The 17,808-nt window shown below is 49.2% G+C and carries 17 protein-coding genes; 4 read left to right on the top strand and 13 right to left on the bottom strand.

Annotated features, from left to right (window positions below):
- The first annotated feature begins 24 nt into the window (after nt 1-24).
- Together BLA28_RS30320 and BLA28_RS30325 are read left to right on the top strand one after the other, a co-directional pair.
- Complete coding sequence (locus BLA28_RS30320; protein WP_069156524.1) at nt 25-699, top strand: response regulator transcription factor; 675 nt, start codon at nt 25-27, stop codon at nt 697-699.
- A gap of 1 nt (nt 700) precedes the next feature.
- Entirely contained in the window at nt 701-2,002 is a 1,302-nt protein-coding gene (locus BLA28_RS30325) for a sensor histidine kinase (protein ID WP_069155463.1), read from the top strand.
- Here BLA28_RS30325 and BLA28_RS30330 read toward each other — a convergent pair.
- The 4 genes from BLA28_RS30330 to BLA28_RS30345 form a co-directional block, all read right to left on the bottom strand.
- Nucleotides 1,984-3,309 (bottom strand): M18 family aminopeptidase, encoded by a 1,326-nt coding sequence (locus BLA28_RS30330; RefSeq protein WP_081329760.1) that lies wholly within the window; start codon nt 3,307-3,309, stop codon nt 1,984-1,986. The two genes, BLA28_RS30325 and BLA28_RS30330, sit on opposite strands and share 19 nt — an antisense overlap.
- 172 nt (nt 3,310-3,481) lie before the next feature.
- Complete coding sequence (locus BLA28_RS30335; protein ID WP_069155462.1) at nt 3,482-5,095, bottom strand: hypothetical protein; 1,614 nt, start codon at nt 5,093-5,095, stop codon at nt 3,482-3,484.
- Nucleotides 5,088-5,801, bottom strand: coding sequence for an ABC transporter ATP-binding protein (locus tag BLA28_RS30340; protein WP_069155461.1), 714 nt, complete (start codon nt 5,799-5,801; stop codon nt 5,088-5,090). Before BLA28_RS30340 ends, BLA28_RS30335 begins: the two co-directional genes overlap by 8 nt.
- Nucleotides 5,802-5,804: 3 nt before the next feature.
- Nucleotides 5,805-6,329, bottom strand: coding sequence for a helix-turn-helix domain-containing protein (locus BLA28_RS30345; protein ID WP_009253966.1), 525 nt, complete (start codon nt 6,327-6,329; stop codon nt 5,805-5,807).
- Between the two features lie 288 nt (nt 6,330-6,617).
- Here BLA28_RS30345 and BLA28_RS30350 point away from each other — a divergent pair, with 288 nt between their 5' ends.
- Nucleotides 6,618-7,517 (top strand): hypothetical protein, encoded by a 900-nt coding sequence (locus BLA28_RS30350; RefSeq protein ID WP_069155460.1) that lies wholly within the window; start codon nt 6,618-6,620, stop codon nt 7,515-7,517.
- A gap of 636 nt (nt 7,518-8,153) precedes the next feature.
- Nucleotides 8,154-8,420: a CD3324 family protein gene (locus BLA28_RS30355; protein ID WP_009253968.1), complete on the top strand. Its 267-nt coding sequence runs from the start codon at nt 8,154-8,156 to the stop codon at nt 8,418-8,420.
- A gap of 94 nt (nt 8,421-8,514) precedes the next feature.
- On the opposite strand, the gene BLA28_RS30360 is transcribed toward BLA28_RS30355, so the two are convergent.
- From BLA28_RS30360 to BLA28_RS30415, 9 genes are all read right to left on the bottom strand, one after another.
- Nucleotides 8,515-8,952 (bottom strand): rhodanese-like domain-containing protein, encoded by a 438-nt coding sequence (locus BLA28_RS30360; RefSeq protein WP_069155459.1) that lies wholly within the window; start codon nt 8,950-8,952, stop codon nt 8,515-8,517.
- Nucleotides 8,953-9,206: 254 nt separating this feature from the next.
- Nucleotides 9,207-10,484: a site-specific integrase gene (locus tag BLA28_RS30365; RefSeq protein ID WP_071699696.1), complete on the bottom strand. Its 1,278-nt coding sequence runs from the start codon at nt 10,482-10,484 to the stop codon at nt 9,207-9,209.
- A 79-nt stretch (nt 10,485-10,563) separates the two neighbouring features.
- A complete protein-coding gene (locus BLA28_RS30375; RefSeq protein WP_002566648.1) occupies nt 10,564-10,767 on the bottom strand; it encodes an excisionase in 204 nt (67 codons plus the stop codon).
- A gap of 428 nt (nt 10,768-11,195) precedes the next feature.
- Nucleotides 11,196-11,435 carry a helix-turn-helix domain-containing protein gene (locus tag BLA28_RS30390; protein ID WP_025491679.1) on the bottom strand — a complete coding sequence of 80 codons (240 nt, stop codon included), beginning with the start codon at nt 11,433-11,435 and terminating at the stop codon, nt 11,196-11,198.
- Entirely contained in the window at nt 11,432-11,875 is a 444-nt protein-coding gene (locus tag BLA28_RS30395) for an RNA polymerase sigma factor (protein WP_071699698.1), read from the bottom strand. The genes BLA28_RS30390 and BLA28_RS30395 overlap by 4 nt, the downstream gene beginning before the upstream one ends.
- A 513-nt stretch (nt 11,876-12,388) precedes the next feature.
- Nucleotides 12,389-12,751, bottom strand: coding sequence for a metal-dependent transcriptional regulator (locus BLA28_RS30400; protein ID WP_025491681.1), 363 nt, complete (start codon nt 12,749-12,751; stop codon nt 12,389-12,391).
- A 21-nt stretch (nt 12,752-12,772) separates the two neighbouring features.
- Nucleotides 12,773-14,506 carry an ABC transporter ATP-binding protein gene (locus tag BLA28_RS30405; RefSeq protein ID WP_025491682.1) on the bottom strand — a complete coding sequence of 578 codons (1,734 nt, stop codon included), beginning with the start codon at nt 14,504-14,506 and terminating at the stop codon, nt 12,773-12,775.
- A gap of 3 nt (nt 14,507-14,509) precedes the next feature.
- Nucleotides 14,510-16,324, bottom strand: a complete 1,815-nt coding sequence (locus BLA28_RS30410; protein WP_025491683.1) for an ABC transporter ATP-binding protein — start codon at nt 16,322-16,324, stop codon at nt 14,510-14,512.
- A 2-nt stretch (nt 16,325-16,326) separates the two neighbouring features.
- Nucleotides 16,327-17,805 carry an ABC transporter ATP-binding protein gene (locus BLA28_RS30415; RefSeq protein ID WP_025491684.1) on the bottom strand — a complete coding sequence of 493 codons (1,479 nt, stop codon included), beginning with the start codon at nt 17,803-17,805 and terminating at the stop codon, nt 16,327-16,329.
- Nucleotides 17,806-17,808: the final 3 nt, after the last annotated feature.

Raw genomic sequence — 17,808 nt, forward strand, 5'->3', positions numbered from 1 at the left:
GAGTATCTGAGAAAAAGGATAACCATGAAATTATTACTTGTAGAAGACGACAAAGAACTGAACCGGACTCTTACCTATCAGCTGGAAAAAGAAGGCTTTGCCGTGGATTCCTGTCTGGACGGGGAAGAAGCCTGCTATTATATGGAAGAAGGACTCTACGATCTCGTCCTTCTGGATCGGATGCTTCCGAAGCTGGACGGCATTGGGGTGCTGACGGAAATGCGGAAAAAAGGCGACATGACTCCTGTCATCATGCTCACCGCTCTGGGAGCCCTTACGGATAAAATAACCGGCCTGGACTGCGGGGCCGATGATTATCTGGTAAAGCCCTTCGATTTTGAAGAACTGGCCGCCCGCATCCGGAGCATAGGAAGGCGGCCCCGGCGGATGGAAGCCACTGAAAAGCTCACCTTCGCAGACATCAGCTATGAACCGGTGGAGGCCAGGCTTACCGGCCCTGAGGATACCTGTTCCCTCTCCAGACGGGAAGGGGCTCTCATGGAAACCTTTCTGCGCAACATTGGCCAGTCCCTCTCCCGCCCGATTCTGCTGTACCGGGTCTGGGGGCCGGATACGGACGTGGAGGAGGGAAATCTGGATAACTATATTTATTTTCTGCGCAGGCGTCTGAAAGCAGTGGGCAGCCGCGTGCAGCTGAAAACCGTCCGCAGTATCGGCTATCGTATGGAGGACTGCTGAAATGTTCCGTCAAGTACACCGCCGTCTCACCTTTTTATGTGCAGGCATCACAATCCTGGTACTGATCCTCATGTCCTGCAGCTATCTTTATATTTCCGAAAAAAATCTGAGGGAATCCAGTTTTACCTCTTTTCAAAACGATATGAATACCCTGCTGTCCAATCTGGAAAACCAGACGGTCATCACCCATGAATGGCTTTCCAAGATGGAAGGAAACGGTAAATATCTCCTGAGCCTGAGAGATAACGGGCAGGATTTTCTCTGGGGGCGCCAGGAACACGATCCCGCCTACCGGGAAGCCATTGACGCCGGCTGGAATTATTATGATGCTAATTCCGGCGGGTTTCCTTCCGCGCAGCCTTTTACTATCCGGCATCAGGAATTTTCTTTTTCCTCTTCCGGCGGAAAAAATGACGATTATTACGGATGCATCGCTTTTTCTTCCCGTGATACCGGCACTCTCACCATCCTGATTCTTCGTTCCATGGGAAACCTGCAGGAACGCATCCAGACGCAGCGAAATTCCTTTCTTATCCTGATTGTTTCCGCCTCACTTGTCCTGGCCTTTTTTTCCTACCTTTTTACAGGCCTGCTTCTGAAGCCCCTGAAAAAAAGCCGGCAGAGCCAGATTGAATTTGTCGCCGCCGCATCCCATGAGCTCAGGACCCCCTTATCCGTGATTCTCTCCGCCAGCAACGCCTGCCGGAAGGCTCCGCCTGAGGAGCAGGGAATGTTTTTTGACATCATAAAAAAAGAAGGGGATGCCATGTCGGGCCTGATCTCCGATCTGCTTACCCTTGCGGGCGCGGACAGCCATTCTTTTACCATCCGGGCTGCTTCCTGTGAACCGGATACCCTGCTTTTGGATACCTTTGAAGCCTTTGAGCTTCTTGCGCGGGAAAAAGGATATCATCTTTCCATACAGCTGCCTGAAGAAAAAACAACACCCGTCTTCTGCGACAGCGATCGCATCCGTCAGGTGTTGTCTGTTTTACTTCATAATGCCTTCAGCTTCTGTCCTTCCGGAAGCAGGATTACCCTCTCCCTGAGCCAGCAGGACAAAATAACCTCCGTCAGCGTTGCCGATAATGGACCGGGAATACCGGACGACAGAAAAGCCCATCTGTTCGATCGCTTCTACCGGGGGGATTCCTCCCGCCAGGACACCGGGCATTTCGGCCTGGGGCTTTCCATTGCCCGGGAAATCATGGATGCCCATCATGGAAGCCTCACCGTTTCCGACACTCCGGGCGGCGGCTCCACCTTTACCTTAATCCTGAACAACTACCGGAAAAAGCCCTGACACAGACGAACCAGATATTCCGTGTCCTTTTCTCCTGCCGTTTCAAAGGCGGAATGCATTGCCAACTGCGCAAGGCCGATATCCGCCGCAGGTATGGAAACATGTGCTGAGGATATGTTCCCCAGCGTAGAACCTCCGGGAACATCGGCACGATTGGCAAAGTTCTGGCAGGGGATATCCTGCTCCCGGCAGATGTCTCGTATCACCGCCGCCGAATAGGCATCCGTGGTATATTTCTGGCTTCCCTGGAATTTCAGCACAATACCGCCGTTTAAGTAAGGGCGGTTGGTAGGATCCGATTTTTCCGGATGATTGGGGTGCACTCCATGGGCATTATCGGCCGACAAAAGGAAGCTTTCCGACAGAATATCCCTCTTCTGCATGCCGTTTCGCCCGCAGGCATCACAAATACAGTCTATTATATCGGACAGGAAGGTGGAATCAGCCCCCTGCTTGGTGCCGCTTCCGATTTCCTCATTATCAAAAAGTGCATAAACCGCGCCGTATTCCCCTGCGGCCGCCCTGTCCTCTTTCCCCTTCTCAGAAGCAAGAAAGCCCATAAGAGTCCCATAGGCACACTGCAGATCATCCAGCCTGGGAGAGCCGATAAATTCGCCTTCCACTCCCATGCGTCTTCCTTTTTCCCGGCAGTAAAGATAAAGATCGGAGGCCAGGATTTGTTCTTCCTCGATCCCCAGCGTATCCGCGCAAAGTTTTTTCAGGCTGTTCTTCTTTTCTTTTTCCTCTCCATCCCCGCCTCCATAAAGCGGAAGCAGATCCACCTGAGGGTTATAGGCAAATCCTTTGTTGATTTCCCTGTTAAAATGGATGGCTACATTGGGAATGACGCATAAATCCCTGTCAATATTCAAAAGACGGGTGACAAGCTTACCGTCTTCCTTCACAACAACCCGCCCCGCTATGGACAGAGGCCTGTCCAGCCAGGTAGACATAATCATAACGCCATAGCCTTCCGCATTCAGCTTCACATAACGCCCTTCCACATCCATTTCGGGTGTTTCCTTCACCTTAAAGCAAGGGGAATCGCTGTGGGATGCCACGATGCGTATCCCCTTTATCTCCCCTTCCGGAATCCGGAAGGCGATCAATGCCGAGCCATTTCTTACCGTATAGTATCTTCCGCCGGGTTTCACTCCTGCTGCTTCTTCCCCTGTAATCCTGGCGTATCCCGCCTTTTCAAGCATCTCTGCCGCATTGGAAACGGCATGGAATGCGGTGGGACTGTTATCGATAAAACGAAACAGCCCCTCAGTCATTTTTCCTGTTTCTGTCATTTTGTTCTCCATTCGTGCTCCTGTCTGCGCGCTTTTGCATATATACTTCCAAAGCCGCTCTCAAACCAAAAAGCGGCAACGGTTCCGTACCTTTCAGTTACCGCTTTTTTCAGTTATCCGGTGGTATCTTTTTTTCCACGTAATCTATATTATACCACCCTGACCAGCCTATAGTATACCGCATTTATTCTATTTTGCGCAAATCACATCTGCTGTTTTTCTGATACAGAAGAAAAGAAACCGCCAGAAGAACCATCACCATCATTCCCATGAACAAATCATCGGAAATCCCTGCCAGCAGTACGCGCAGCCCTACGGGCACAAGAGCAAAAAGCATTCCTCCCAGGACAGCTGTCATAGTAGCCCCGCTTTGTTTGACAACTGTAGTCTCATTATCCCAGTTGAATACCGGCATCTTCAGATTGACCGTGATCCCGAATACCACGGAAAAACAGGCATAGGCTCCGGGAACCAGAAACAGCCAGACCGGATTGACGTCTCCTGTCTGTCCTGAGATGACAAGGACCGCCCCGGATATCAAAACCGCCGGCAGCATCAGGGAAAGGCCTACCAGCATCTTACTGTCCAGAATCGTCCGGGCAGGTATCGGAAGCGATTTGGGGATCCACCACTGCTTTCCCTCCATGGATATGGAAGAGGCGGTGGTGCTGCCCATCATCAGCATCAGGGACAGAAGGAAGGGAACCAAATTTCCCAAAGGGAATGGCAATGTCAGCGATTCCCCGCCGCTCATGGTCAGATATCCCTCCAGCTTATCGATTCCTGTGAATGCCAGCATAACGGCAATCGCTACCATAAGAATATACCCAATCAAGGTATTCAGGACATAAATATTTGATGCAAAGTACCTCTTAATCTCTTTTATATACAGAGCCTTAAGAAGAGAGCTCTTTTTTTGTGCCTGCATCCGGTAATTCTTTTTTGCAGCATGAGAGTGCAGGGCGCTGCTGATACTCACATATTTCCACTGCACCAAAGCGGAAAACAGCAGGAAAACCCCGAGCGATATCGCAGGAAATCCTGCAATCGCCGCAATATTTCCGCCGACAATCCCTGCCGTATACATTCCGGCCAGCGGATAAATACGATTTACCTGATCCACTCCCAGCTTAATCATTCCTGCCATATCCGCCATATTCATATCCTCCGCCCGGAAGGAAAACAGCAGAGAAAGGGCAAGGACTCCCATGGTACAAACCAGAGAAAGGAAAATGATAAGTATATTTTTATGTTTTACCCTGGAACCGGCCGCCATAATCAATGTTCCCAGCAAAGAGGCTGCGGTCAGAGGAACCAGCGGCACAAACAGGACGCTTATGGCTGCTGCCGCGTAAAACCAGGGGGAAGGGCCTGCCATCCAGCCATACAGCAGACAGGAGGGAACCATAGTCAGCAGGGACAGCATAAGCGAGCTCACATACATATGGAGCAGACGGCTTACAATGATGGAAAAGGGTCTGACCGGCAGTGCCGTAAGCATATCATAATCCCCTGCGGCAAATAAAACCGGACCGGCCTTGAACAAGGTAAACACAAATATGGCAAGACTGGAAACAGCAACCACAAACCCGGGAACACTGTCGGCCGCCCCCGCGGCACACAGCATAAAGGCAGCTCCCGCCGTATAGAACACCAGCATAATTCCTAACAGGATATATACGGAAAGCAGCAGGAGCAACCGCCTTTTTTTCCTTGCATCCCTGCAGTGTATGGCCTCATTGATACCGAATCCCTTTAAAAGCTGTATTTTCAACAGCAAGAAGCTCTGGCTAATCACCTTTGACCACCTCCATAAATACCTCCTCCAAAGATTTCCCGTGAGTCAGCTCCGAAGTCTCCCCTGACACCACAAGTTCTCCATTCTTGATGATTGCGATTTTATTGCACAGCTTTTCCGCCACATCCAGCACATGCGTGGAGAAAAAAATGGCGCTGCCTTCCTTGCAAAGCTCATGCATTTTCTGCTTGAGCACTACGGAGGCGCTGGGATCCAGCCCCACGAAGGGTTCATCCAGAACCAGAAGCTTCGGCTTATGAATCAGAGCGGATATAATGGCAAGCTTCTGCTTCATGCCATGAGAATAGGAAGAAATCAAATCTCCCAGACTGTCCGTAATTCCGAACTGTTCCGCGTATTCCCGGATCCGCTCCGTTCTCACCCCGGAATCCAGACGGAAAATATCCGCAATAAAATTCAAATACTGAACTCCGGTAAGATGCTCATATAAATCCGGATTATCCGGGATATAGGCCAGCATGGATTTGCACAGCAGCGGTTCCCTCTCAATGGAATGCCCGTCAATGAGAATTTCTCCTTCTTCAAAATCCAGGATTCCCACCGCCGCTTTGATCGTTGTTGTTTTGCCCGCCCCGTTATGTCCGATAAATCCGTAAATATCACCGGGAAGGATTTCCAGGTTCAAATGGGAAACCGCCTTTTTCCCGCCCTTGTAGGTTTTTGAAAAATCAGTAATCTTTAACATGCTTCACTCCTGTTCTTCCTCACATGGAGAGGAAATAAATGTAATCCTCCTGGGCCTGCGTCCTTCCTCAGGCTTGTTATAAATGTACTCATTAAATACGGCTCCGATTTTACCCGACATCTCCATATACTCCTCATCCGTAAGAAGCAAAGTGGAAGTGGTCAGACTCAGCATATCCTTCCTGAAATCATTGCCTTCATCAGCGAAATAACCGGTAAAAGAAGCCATCAGGGAAAACAGGGCGGATTGAATCAGCCCTTCCACACTCTTCCTGTCGCCTTCACCCAAAGGCTGTTTCACCAGAGCATACGTCTTCTCCACCGTCCCCCTTTTCCTGCATTCCCGTATCACCTCAATACATCCCGCCTCATACAGCACCTTGATATGGCGGTAAAGGCTGGCTGTGGGAATATCATTCAGCTCCTCCTTAAAAGAAGCCGCCGTCCCTTCCTCATGCAGTATCAGATATTGGATAATACGCTGCCTCACAGGATTCATTACCACCCGGATAAATTCCTGCTGGTTCATTCCAACCGCTCCCTTCTCATTATTATCATTTATGATATTATTCTCATAAGTAATAACATTTTTCTTACCCTGATATTATCACTTTTGTATTACTGTGTCAACCCAATAATACAGTTTTCCATTTTGTCCCTTCCATTTTCCTTCCGAACAATCCGATAATCCCCCATTCTCTTAATACCCATTCCCCTCACACGCTCCTCCAACGATCCTCCTCCGGGATTGACAATCCTCTGTCTCCTTTGCTACAGTAAAAGAAATAACATCACCGATAAAAAGGGAGGGCATTTCGTGAAGAAAAAAATATGGGAAGCCGCTGTCATGGTTCTTCTGGTTCTGTCCGTCACTCTCAACCTCATTCTCCTTTGCTTCTGCCTGGGCTTAAAGAAACAGAACACACAGCTGAGCGGGGAAATATCCGCCATTCCCCAGCAAGTCGACGCCAGCCTGCAGACTGCCCTGGCACGCATAGACGCGCTTCAGAATGAGTCCCAGAGCATCACTTCTTATTTTTCCATTGATTTCGGAGCCTTGGAAAAAGGAATGGCAGATACAAAGGTACGTTTTGCCCTGAAGGAAATGGCGGCAGGAAGTACTGTCCACGTAGGATGGTATGACGGAGAAAAGGAACAGACACAGGAAGCCCGCCCTGCTGAAAACGGTTTCTTTGAAGCTGACCTCTCCATACCCGTAACCTGCAGAAATGGCACCATCAGCCTGATATACAATGATGGAAGCACAGATACCGTAGAGATTCCGGAACCGAACCTGGATGTTTTTTCCCACTATTTAATCCAATGGAACGCCTACGGAGATCTTGGCTGGCACCGGACAGGCGGTTCCCCGGAAACCACCTTCACAGCCAACGCCGAAATCAGCAGTACCGGGCCTGACAGCAATAAAGGAAGCCGTGCCATGCTTTATTTATACCGTAATGAAGAACTCCTTGAAAAAACACTGTTATTCGAAAATGCCTATGGCTACTCCAATAACGGCTCCTGCATCGAAACTACCTTCCCCCCGGAAGACGGCGACATATTAAGCCTCCGCCTGGTCATAACAGATACCCTGGGATATACCTACGAAAAAACCCTCGATCAACTCCTTATCCCTGATAAAGGAGCCGTACCGGAATTCGACCCGTCTTTTGACCGTGCAGGGGGTATGCGGATAATTCCGCCGGAAGACTGAGAGGGAGCGGATAAAAAACATGTGCCCTGCTTCCCTGCCCCGCCCTCTGTCCGGCAGTGTGTTTTATACGTCACCAGGTGCAGACAAAAAAAGAGGCTGTTTCTAACTATTTTGCTCCTTCACTCCGCTGCCAACGCGGCTGAACTCCTCCCTTTGGTCGTCAAACAACGCCGCTGGGGACGGCAGTGGAGCGTAGGAGCAAAATAGTAAGAAACAGCTCTCTTTTTTTGAGATGCGCCTGGTGACGTATAAAACACACTGCCGGACAGAGGGCGGGGCAGGGAAGCAGGGCACATGTTTTTTATCCGCTCCCGGCATTAAGCTTTTCTTTACATCGGATCTCTTCTTCTGGTATACTATAGGGGACAAATAATATTTCTTTATTTTGAGAACTTAGTTTTATAAGGGAGGTGGGTAACTGATGAATCACAAATCAGACGAAATATTTAAGAAGCATATTCAAAGACAAAAATTATCCCATGCAGAGCATTGATTATGTGAAGGCATTTTTCTTTATCGGAGGCTGATATTCAGCCGGGTAGGGTGAAATGTTCTGTATGGGAAAACAAGGACGTACGCATCACATATTCATGTTCTGCACTTATTATACGAAAAATAATAAGGAGCGGATTGATTATGAAATGCATAAATGCAGCACAGATATTACCGGAAGATTTGCTGGCGGAAATACGCCGCTATACCAATGGGGAACGGCTTCTTTATATTCCGGAAGAATCCCGGAGAAAGGGCTGGGGTGAAAATAACGGCTCCCGGAATTTTTACCGGAAACGAAACGAAGAAATGAACCGTTTATATGAGGCCGGAAGCACCGTACCCGAACTTGCGGAGACCTTCCATCTGGCAGAAAATACGGTAAGAAAAATTATATATGGCAAACAATAACAAAAAAACAGAGCCCCGGGAAGTTGAAATGTTTTCCTTTTATCAGTGATGCTGCTTAAAAGGAAGCAAATCAATTACGGGCTCTGTTTTTCTTTTATTCTCCGCTTACCGTTTCATAAGGCCAGTCCATGATTCCTCCAAAATCATAGATCTTCGTGTATCCCGCTTCCACCAGCTTTTTAGCGGCCTGTGCGCTTCTGTTGCCGCTGCGGCAGTATACGAGGATCTCCTGACCTGCATCCGGAAGCTGATCCGGCATTTCCGTGCCTATCGTCTCATTAGGTATCAGTATCGCTCCGGGTATGTGGCTTTCCTCATATTCATCCTGCGTCCTCACATCCAGGATAATAATGTCATCTCCCGAATCCATTCTCTCTTTTGCTTCCTCTGCCGTAATTTTATGATATTCCCCTTTCATTTCGTCCTCCTGTTTTGTTCCACTATTTTCACTGCGGCTGCCGCAGGCTGCGAGAATTCCCACAAGTACTACGGTTATGAGAATAACCGGAATTATTCTTTTTATTCGGTTCATAATAGGCTGCCTCCTTTTTCTCTATACTGTAATTATATTAATTACAGTTATATTTGTCAAGCTCAATATTATATTTAATAGAATCATTTAATAGATTTCCAATTATCTCTTTAGGTTTTCTTATATGCCGGTATAGCCCGTAACTTCGGGCTTTTCCGGCACTTTTCCTATCGGAAGAACCTCACAAACGTTCTTATTACCCTTCATGTTTTCGCTCTCAAACGTAGTACAAACAGTAGTACATTCTGCGCATTCTATGCGGCTTGGGCTTCCTGGGCGCTCTCTGACGCTGGCTGCGTGTTGACGGTTGCGCTGGTCTGTGCCTGAGCTTGCAGCCGTTCCATTTCCTCCTGTGCGGAATGGAACGTGGCGTGAGCGTAATAGTTCAACGTCATAACGATATTGGCATGCCCCATGATGTACTGTAATGCCTTTGGGTTCATGCCTGCGTTTGCCATTCTGGTACAGAATGTATGCCGCATGGTGTGCGGCGTCATGACCTCCGGCAGCGGTTCCTTATGGAACTTGTTGAACTTCTTAGCAAGGCACTGAAACATGGCATCATAGTGGACAGCCACTTTCGGCAGTCCATCCCGGTTTAAGAACAGGAAGCCCTTATATCCGTCCACCACAACGCCTTTGCCATCCTTTCGCCTGTGCAGCACGCGCTGAAATGCTTTGTAGGCTGCTGCGCTCATAGGCACCTGGCGATAACCGCTGTCGGTCTTTGGCGCTTCGATGTAGTAGCCGTCCTCGGTGCTTCTCAAAAGCTGGTGGTCTACATTCACAAAGCGCTTTTCAAAATTCAGGTCGGCAGGTGTCAGGCCGCAGAGTTCGGAAACACGAAGCCCGGTTTCCAGCAGAATCAATACCTCGTCATAATACTTGGCATAAACGGGGTCACTCTGCATGAAGTCCAAAAGCTCCTTTTCCTGTTCAGGGGTAAGCGGCACCTTTGGTACGGTATCGTCGTTGATAACCTCATTGATCTGGAAGTCAAAGGGGTTCTTGCGGAGGCAATCGTCCTGTACGGCCATGTAAAAAATGGCTTTCAGGGAACGCTTGCCGTTGCAGATGGTGTGATAGGCCACACCCTTTTCCTGCATACGTAAAGCCCATTCTTTGGCGTCAGACAGCTTTACGCTGTCGATGCTGGCCCCTCCGATTTTATCCTCGGACAGAAGTTTCATTAACTGCTGGCGGCTCTTATGGGTTCCCCGCTTCACATTGCCCCTCTGCCGGATGTACTTTTCATAGAGCTGGCACACGGTCATTTTCTTGCCGATGGTGTCAATCCCATCGTCAAGGTCTTTTTGTATCTGCTTGATTTTCTCACGCAGGGAAATATCCGGGCGTTTTCCGGCAGGGATTTTGTCCGTGGGGACTAACTTCCATGAGTACACAAACTTCGGTTCTCCAAAGGCATCCGTATATTTGTAGGTGTATCTTCCGTCTGTTCGCTGGCTCTCTCCAGATTTCAAAAGGCGGCCTTTGCTGTCCCGTCTTTTTTCATCTCGTTCTTTTTTTGACATTTCGTCATGCTCCTTTCCATGACGGAAAGAGCCTTGACACACTCTAAGGGTATTATAGCATAGTCAAGGCTCTTTTTCACTAGATTGTGTCCAGAGAATCAATGATTTTTTCAAACTTTTGCCGTTTGATCTGGATGCGGTTGCCGTTCAAAATCACCCAGCCAGCGGATGGGTTTTCCTCGGCAAGCCGCCGCAGCTTGTTTTCTCCAATGCGAAAATATTTCGACGCTTCCTCAATGGTAAGCGTATATTTTTCCCAAATAGGCACATCGTTATTACTCATAATCTTGCCTCCTTATGTTCAAAAAAAGGATTCTTGTAACTATGGGCAAAACACGGACGGCTGGCGGCCCAGCTCCACGGGACTTTCACCCCCGCGTGGTTCTCACACGGCCATACCCATTGCCTGCGACGCTTTTAACGCTCGGACTGTGGCTGTAAGGGAGTATCATTGTCCTGCCTGCACGTCGTCGCCCATAAGCAGCCACGCCTATGTGGCGGCTGGGTGGTGGTCGCTCCGCTGTTTTCGTAGAAACCAGCATCATGGCGCACCCGCCGTCCGGCTCGGTACAGACAGAATGTGTCCGTATGCCCTATGACGCACCGCCATTGTCCTGCGGGCGTATTTGTCAAGGTGCATCCATCAGCCACCAGGTCTGCGGAAATGCGGAAAGGGAGTTAGAAAACATTTCCGTTACCGTGGCCGGGCCGTTACTTCAAAGCAACGATGATGGAATGGATGAGCTTGAGTTCCAAACGGTGCTTCATATACTCGTCCACGCACACATAAGGGATGCCGTTGCTGTCGTACAAGGTGCGGGTGCAGAGCTTGTTTATGTAGCCTGCATAGTACCGTAGCACTTGTTCCATAGCCATTGCGTCCCCAGCGTGGGCAGCTTCCATCACCGAAAGGGGCAGAAGTTTTCTGCCGTTGAATGTGGGTTCCTTCATCCGCGTTTCCCTCCCTCTGGCATGAGCGCCATCAATTTCAAACGCAACTGTTTCAGGGTGCTTGTCCTGTGGCGCTGTACGGCGCTGCGGGACATTCCCATGAGGCTTCCGATTTCTCCGTCTGCCAAATCCAAAACACAGTGCAAAATCAAAATGCTTTGTTCTTGTTGTGGCAGGCTGGCGAATGCCTCGGCTACAAGCTCGTTGTCAATGAGCAAATCATATCCATGCGACGAAAAAACGTAGCTGTCGCTGGGGTAATAATCTACCGTGGAGAGCTTGTCCAATTCCTGCTGTGTCAGGGCGTCCAGCGACTTTTCACGGTCGCGCTGCTGTCCCATCTCGCGCAGATAATCTTTGGCCTCATTGCGGAGTACCGCCTTGCAAAATGCGTCATAGCGGTGCCGCAGGATAAAGTCATTGCGGGGGATCGTATCCATCTTCTCACCCCCTTTCTGTGGGTGATTTCGGTGGTTCTCTCCCTTTCCGCCAAAGTTACTTTTGAAAAGCCGCCAGCTACCCGCTAAACACCACTTTTTGCAACATTTTTTGAAAAAATGTGTGGCCGGTGGCACGGGACGCAGGAAACAACAAAATTCGCCCGGAAGGGTGTAAACCCTCCGGGCGAACGTAAAAATAGTATGATATTTTACTGCATGGGATAATGCATGGGTCCGGCCGCATTTTTGACTGGCCGGGGGATGGCTTTTTTTAACGGTGCTACTCCCGTTTCTGGTGGTCGATCTCCCTTTTTACACATGACAGCTTCCTCCTAGAGCCGCCAATCACGCCAGTGTCAGGACGCCATTTCCAATAGAAGGCGAAGAAACGGCAGACTTGGTCTTGAACCGCCGAAGGTTAAGGAATCTATTTTACGCGCAGGAAAGCCTCTGTCCCTGCAACGTTTTTTTTTGCCTATTGGGCGGTGAAGCGTGTTTCGTGTGATTCACTTCCTATTGGTCGGCTGTTTCTTTTAACCGTTCAAAAGATTCACTACTAATAACGTGTTCCAACCGACAGGCATCGGCTTCTGCAATTTTAGGATCAACGCCTGCGGCTATGAGCTGTTCCATGAAAAAGCAATGGCGCTCATAGATTTTTACGGCCACTTCTCGACCAATGTCTGTTAGATGCAGATAGTGTTCTTCATCCATTGTCAGAAAGCCGCCCTCACGCAAAATGCCTACTGCATGGCACACGCTGGGTTTTGACACCTCCATGTGCCGGGCTACATCTACGGAACGCACCATGTCTATTCTCTTATGCAGAACGAGGATAGCTTCCAAGTAGTCCTCCCCGGATGCATGAAGTTTCATCTCAGCCTCCTAGTACAAAAATTATACGGCCCAACCAAGGCTTTCCTGCTGAATATGAAATAACTTATGGTATAGACCGTTCTTCTTCATTAGTTCCTCATGAGTGCCTTGCTCAACCAACTTACCATTATCCAGGACAATGATCTGGTCAGTATCCACCACAGTGCGGAGCCGATGAGCAATCATAATAACCGTCTTACCCTCTACCAGTTTTGCAATAGCACGCTGAATCAAAACCTCGTTCTCTGGGTCAAGGGACGCTGTTGCCTCATCAAGCAGAATAATAGGTGCGTCCTTCAAAAGCGCGCGGGCAATGGAAATCCGCTGACGCTCACCACCGGAAAGAGTGCTGCCGTTCTCTCCAAGGACAGTCTGATAACCGTCCGGCAATCGCTGGATAAATTCGTCACAGTATGCCGCCTTTGCCGCCGCCATGACCTGCTCCTCGGTAGCGTTCATGTTGCCTACACGGATATTGTTAAAAACAGTATCATTGAACAGGGTCACATCCTGGAATACAAAGGACATACAGCGCATCAGGTGTTCCGGTTCAATGGTGCTGACATCTATGCCGCCAATGGTGATCTGGCCTTTTCTTACATCCCAAAAACGGGCGATCAGTTTGGAAATCGTGCTTTTGCCGCTGCCGGAAGGCCCTACCAGAGCCGTTACGCTGCCAGCGGGAATAGAGAAAGACACATCCTTGATAACATCGTCCTGGTTATATCCGAAGGTGACATTTTTCAGTTCAATGTCATATTTGGATACATCTTTGTCCACGCCCTCCATGGTGGGCGTGGTCAGCAGGGTACGCATACGGTTGGTAACAGTCCCCAAGTGAAACAGAGAGGTCAACTGCGAGAGAATGGCAAGGATCGGACCGTAAATTTGCGTAGAGAACATCAGTAGAACCAGTAAAGAAAGCAGTTCAATTTTACCGTTTGTTATCAGCACCGTTCCAATGAAAATAGTAATGCCAAGCCCTGCTTGCAGGATCAGGCTGGCTCCCTGAACCAGAATACCGGAGGCCAGTTCTACCTTGATGGCGATTTTTCTCATAGCCTGGAGTGCTTTATCCAACGCATCGAAGCGGGAACCGCCAAGACCACAGGATTTGATAATTTTGATACCTTCCAGGTATTCCTGAATCTGGCTAGATGCCTCCAGTTTCACATCCACCTGTTTGTCAAACAGACGAAGTTGTAGCTTGCGCCCGCACAAGATGATAAGGAATGTAACCGGCATTGTGCAGAAAATCGCAAGGGCCATTCTCCAGTCAAAAAATGCCAGACAAACGCAGGTCAGGGTAACAGAGATGATATTTGCAATCAGCGGCGGGATGGTACTGCTAAGCATGGATTCCATGCTACTGCAATCTGCCATCATGTTGGTGGTAATATCGGACAAATCTTTTGTGTTAAAGAAGCTCATGGGGAGCTTGCGAAGATGCTCCGCGATCCGAAGTCTGGTCGTGCTGGCCTCCTTATAGGAAGCAATATAGGTTTTCCTATAATCGTTTTTCGCGGCCAGGAATACCAGAATAGCCGCCACCAGCCCTAGGCCCAGCAGCTTCCACAACGCGGCCCACGAAATTGCTTCTCCCGTAAACGGCTTTAACAGCTCCCAAAAGATCAGGCAGGCTACCATTGATGGGAGCAATAACGCGATATTGGTTATTGTGCAGGCCGTAATTGCTTTTTTCAGGTCGGAATAGCCTTTCTCCGACAGCATTAGCTTTTCTTTCAGCTTACTCATAGATCACACCGCCTTTCCTGTGCCAATTTTCCAGTTGATCGACTCCGTATAGCTGCTCCACATCTGCGCGTATTTTCCGTCCTTCTTCAGCAGCTCGTCATGGGTGCCGGATTCAATCAGGCAGCCCTTTTCCATGACAAGTATCTGGTCAGCATTACGAATCGTGGACAGGCGATGGGCGATCATTACAACTGTTTTATTTTGGATCAGCTTTTCAAAGGCTTTTTGAATCAGGTACTCGTTCTCCGGGTCACTGAACGCAGTAGCCTCGTCCAGAACGATGATGGGCGCGTCTTTTACGATAGCCCTTGCAATGGCAATCCGCTGACGCTCACCACCGGAGAGATGGACGCCGGTACTGCCGATCACAGTCTGATAACCGTTTGGAAGCTGCTCAATAAAATCATGGCATCTTGCAGCCTTTGCCGCCGCAATCACCTGTTCTTCCGTTGCATCTGGATTTCCCATACGGATGTTATCCAGGATGCTCTGTTTGAACAGGAACGTATCCTGAAATACGAAGCTGACCTTATCCATCAGCGCATCCAGAGGAATATCCCGAATGTCAACGCCGCCGATCTGAATACTTCCGTCCGTCACATCATAAAACCGGGAGATTAGGCTGGCGATGGTACTTTTACCGCCACCGGAGGGGCCGACAATGGCTGTCACCTTGCCCTGATCCGCAAAGAAAGAAACATGAGACAGGGCCTTGACCTGGGAATCGGCTTCGTAGGAAAAGCTGACATCCCGGAAAGCAATCCCATAGTTTTCGATTGCTTGCGCCGTACTCTTTTCGGGCAGGGCCGGGATACGCAGGATTTCATCCATACGCTCCACGCTGCCGTCAATCTGCGTAAAGGACTCAGAGATATACATGATTTTATTCAGGACACCGGAAATCGCATGGACAATAATCAGGTAGAAAATAAATGTCAGCGAATACTCCCTGAAATCCGTAGTGTGCATCCCGATCAGAATGCCCACCGGAATCAAAAGCAGATAAATATTGTTGATGATCGTGGTAAAAGCAGGCATACAGTTCTGCCAGCCCAATGCGTACTCCAACACAAAAGAGGTATAGTCTGTAATGGATTTGCCCAACCGCTTAAAGGAATCGGCGGTCTGATTAAATGCTTTGATCTCCGACATACCACGTACATATTCCACAGAAGCGCTGTTCATGTTCTCCTGGGCGGTCTGAAAACGGTGCATTTTTTCCTTTGCTTCTCCGTTGAAGCCCGCAAACTGCACGATAAAGGCCAGAACAATACCGACCAGACAAACCACGCCATACCGCCAGTCAATTCCAAGAAGAATGATAACCAGAACAAGCGGCGCGACCAAAGAGGCCACAAAGTCCGGGAGCTGGTGAGCGATGAATTTCTCAACACTTTCAATGTTTTCATCCATGATCTTTCTCATTTTGCCGCTGCCCAGGGTCAGATGATACCCAAGGGGAATCTGCATGATGTGGTCGGCAAAGGCCACCTTCAATTCATAAAGCGTTCCAAACGCCGCAACGTGGGAACACAACAGGGCAAAAAAGTAAAATACGATGTTCCCCAAAATTCCAGCCAGGGCCAGCCATCCCCAGGTCGAGATTGCGGAAACATTCAAGAGCGACATATCCGGGTAAACAAACAGGATTTCCCGAATGATGTAGTAGATTGATAAGTACGGAACAAAAGAACAGATCGCAGCCAGCGCCGCCAAAAACCCTGCCAGGAACACCAGCCCTTTATGGCCGGAAGCCAGTTCCAGGCAGCGTGCCAGTCCGGTTTTCGCTTTCGGCTGCTTCTTGTTTTGCTGTGCCATTTCTAACCCTCCTTTTTGTCATATCCAATTTTGTCTAAGAGAAGCTCTGCGCCTCTGATTTGAAAATCATCGGTAATGCAGCCGTTCTCCAGGCGTATTGCCCGCTCACAGCAGGCAAGCGCACACTCCGCGTCATGGGTAATGACGATAATGGTGCGCCCCATTTTCGCCAGCTTGCGGATCATCCGGCTGACATTCCGCATATTCGTACCGTCCAGCCCGCTTGTCGGTTCATCCAGTACGATAATCGGCGCTTCGTGCATTAGAGCCACGCCAAGAGCCAGCCGCTGCTTTTGCCCTCCTGACAGCGTAGAGGGATGCTGTTTGATGAATGGCGTCAGTTCCAGGGCCTCCAGGATTTCTTCCGCCGCTTGTTTCCGCTCCGGGTTGACTTCTGCACCGGTAGTCAGTTCGTCAAGCAAATCCTCACCGAATAGCTGACTGTCTAAATCCTGGGGAATATACCAGACCTTTCCCAAGCGGCCTTTCGGTCTACAATGCTTTCCGAATAAAACGACTTCGCCGGATTTCTCTTTCAAAAGCCCTGCCAAGATTCGCCCTATGGTGCTTTTGCCCGTCCCGTTTGGGCCGATCAGGGCTATCGCTTCTCCCTTATGGCATTGAAAGTCAATATCCTTAGATACAATCGTTTCACCAAAAGAGTGGTTCAGTTTTTTCACTTCCAGAACAACCTCACTGGTTGCCGCAGACGGGATTTCCGTCTGCTCAATCTGATGCAGGTTAGGAGTGCGAAGCCCCAGCGCCTGGATTTCCTTATTAGTCAGAGCTTTCATCTGCTGTGCAGTAAATTCCCGCACAATTTTCCCTTTCTGGACACACAGGAAACGGTCTGTCAGATCCATCAGATAATAAAGCCGGTGTTCCGCTATAATGATGGTTTTTCCCTTCTTCTTCAAATCGTGAATAATATCTGCAAAGCGGTAGGTAGATGCAATATCCAGATTGGCAGACGGTTCATCCATGACATAGATTTCAGGATCAATCGCCTCTGCGGATGCAATCGCAACCTTCTGACGCATTCCATAGGACAGGCTGTGCAGGCTGTGATCCAAAATATCCTGAATCTTGATGTTCGCCGCTGCCCGGTGAACATGGTTCTGAATTTCCTCATGGGAATAACCGTAGTTCTCACAGCCAAAAGCAATCTCGCCTGCGACCTCATTGGCAAAAAACTGGCTCCTCGGGTCTTGAAATACATTTCCTGCGATTTTGCCGCGTTCCCAGGAAGGAATCTCTTTCAGCAGTTTTCCATCCACAAAAACCTCACCGCTTAATTCTCCCTCGTAAAAGTAGGGGATCAGGCCGTTAATTACTCTTGTCAAAGAGCTTTTCCCACTTCCCGATGGGCCGGTCATAACAATGACCTCCCCGGCGGCAATGTCTAATGATATATGTTCCAGTTGATTTCCGTTCCCGCCATAGGAAAAGGTCAGGTCACGGATCATAATTTCTTTTCCCATTCC

Source organism: Eisenbergiella tayi (genome assembly GCF_001881565.1).
GTDB classification, from domain to species: Bacteria; Bacillota; Clostridia; order Lachnospirales; family Lachnospiraceae; genus Eisenbergiella; species Eisenbergiella tayi.